Source organism: Fulvivirga kasyanovii, from assembly GCF_009711405.1.
Lineage (GTDB): Bacteria > Bacteroidota > Bacteroidia > Cytophagales > Cyclobacteriaceae > Fulvivirga > Fulvivirga kasyanovii.
Genome location: NZ_SMLW01000218.1, coordinates 1 through 2,420, shown reverse-complemented (window position 1 = coordinate 2,420; position 2,420 = coordinate 1). Strand labels below are relative to the sequence as shown.

The following is a 2,420-nucleotide window of genomic DNA, read 5'->3' as shown; positions in this document are numbered from 1 at the left end:
GATATTGCATATGGGCCTCTTCGTAATATGGGGAATGCATATAAATGAAGCTTAGCTGCGCATACCAGTTATCAGCAAACTCTTTGTCTTCGCTTTTCTTCTTTTCAAAAAGCTTTTTCAACTCAGGCTTTTCTTCAAGCAACAGCCACGCAATATCTTCAAACACATAGGGAGAGAAATGCTCCTTCTGTTGCAATATGGTATCGAAAAAATTCCAGTTAAAAAAAGAATCCGTTGCCTCAGGCTCCAGGGTTTCCACAAGGTACCTGCCACCTGGCTGGCTAACCTGAAAAACATAATCACCTGCTTTGAAACTTACTGCCTCTTTTGACTTTTCGGCTTCGACACTGTTGTGCGGATAATGCCCCTCATAAGCTGATGATGCAGTTTTATAATCAGCTATTCTGTAGCTCTCCACATTAATGGTGGTATCATTCTCCAGACGAGTGTAGGTTAACCCATTGCGTTTTAGCCGTTCTGTCACTTTATGCCACCCTTGCGGCACTATGTATGCTTTGGGTATGATTACCTCTTTGGTCGGAATGAAGGTATTATAGTAAGGGATCTTCTTATTAAATGGCTTGTCGCGGTTATAAAAAATGCGCGGCTGGCCGGTAACCTTACTTTCCACCATTTCACCTTCATAGCCTTTGAAATCAATATTTTTTGATGCGGAACGATCCAGTTTCCAGTTGACCGGGTACAGGTTACCTGGTTTTAACACGCTTCCCCGGTGTATCTCCTGAATTTTCTCCCCGTCCTTCCCCGCTATTTCTATTACGCTTTCTATGAAATCATAAGTGGCTTTTACCCTCACGTCAAAAGGCTTTAGCATGTGTGTTTCAATCATAAAACCCAAAGTGTTGAATAAAGTAGTATACCCGGTAGAGTACCGCGGATAATCCATAAACTGGGTGATCCCTTCTGAGTCAGGGGTTTGGTTAAACACATTAACATAGGGAATGATCTCGCTGCCCTTGTCTGCTATCAATACCTCCAATTGAGGTATAAAGCTCCCTTCAATATACTTGCCCATGGCACCTCCGATTTTGTTATGCTGCGTTGCCAGGTGAGTGATACTGTACTGGTAATCAGCCCCGTTGCTCACATGGGTGTCAATAAAAATATCCGGCTGGGCCAAATGGTATATTTCATAAAAGGCAAGGGTATTTTTAGTGTCGGCCTTGATAAAATCCCTGTTAAGATCGTAGTTCCTGGCATTTCCCCTAAAGCCGTATTCCTCCGGACCGTTTTGGTTTGCACGGCTATGAGTATTACGATTCAATGCACCACCAATGTTATAAATAGGAATGATTACCAGCACTATATCTTTCAAGGCCTTTTTCCTTTTAGAGCTAACCATATAGTCGCGCACCAGCATTTGAGAGGCCTCGATCCCATCCGGCTCCCCAGGATGTATCCCGTTATTGATCATGATTATAGTCTTACCCTTTTCCCTCGATCTTCTAAGGTCAAAATCTTTATCAACGTCCACAATGACCATGTGCAGCGGTTTGCCACTATCTGTTTCACCCATTTCACTGATATCAACCTCAGCATATTGTTTAGACAGGGTTTTATAATAGCTGATCACTTTATGATAAGGTGAGGTGCCACCATTTTGCTCAAACCCGGTTTCAATTTGTTGCTGGGCAAAGAGCTGCACCGAAAAGAAAAGGCTGAAAAGAAGGATTGTGTTTTTCATTCTATATATTTAATCATTTTAAAGCCTCTAAAGGCTAAACCGATATATTTTTGCGAGGTTAAATTACTGAATTAAAAACAAGAAGAAATGAATTTTATAGAAGCGGTAAATGAAATCATAGCTACTCGCCGGTCAATATACACCAATATGTTTTCCGGAGAGCAGGTTGACGACAAGATAATTGAAAAGATGCTGGACAATGCCAACTGGGCCCCGACACACAAACTTACCGAACCGTGGAGGTTTGTAGTATTTAAAGGTGACGGACTGACTAAGCTGGGCGATTTTCAGGGAGACATCTACAAGCAGCGCAATAAGGACGCTTTCAAAGAGGAAACGTATTTAAAGTTAAAAAATAAGCCTCTGGAATGCTCGCATGTCATAGCCATAGGAATGCATAGAGATGAACAGCAAAGTGTACCCGAGGTGGAAGAAATCTGCGCTACTGCATGCGCTGTGCAAAATATGTGGCTCACGGCCTCGGCACATAAGATTGGCTGCTACTGGAGTACCGGAGGCGTTACTTTTTATGAAGAAGCCAAGCCATTTTTCGGGCTGGGCGAAAATGACCTGTTACTGGGTTTTCTTTACATAGGCATGCCAAAGAGTGAAAAGTGGCCTGCCGGCAAACGCAAACCTGTAGAAGATAAGGTAAAGTGGGTTACCGGTTAAGGTATATCCACCACAATGTTGCGGTGAAATACTTCCACAAAAG

At 42.7% G+C, this 2,420-nt stretch carries 2 protein-coding genes; one reads left to right on the top strand and one right to left on the bottom strand.

What is annotated here, in order from left to right:
- Nucleotides 1-1,705: M14 family metallopeptidase (locus E1163_RS00970; protein ID WP_155168657.1), on the bottom strand; the 1,705-nt coding region annotated here is incomplete at its 3' end.
- 87 nt (nucleotides 1,706-1,792) lie between these two features.
- On the opposite strand from E1163_RS00970, the gene E1163_RS00965 reads away from it, so the two are divergent.
- Nucleotides 1,793-2,377, top strand: coding sequence for a nitroreductase family protein (locus E1163_RS00965; protein ID WP_155168656.1), 585 nt, complete (start codon nucleotides 1,793-1,795; stop codon nucleotides 2,375-2,377).
- Nucleotides 2,378-2,420: the final 43 nt, after the last annotated feature.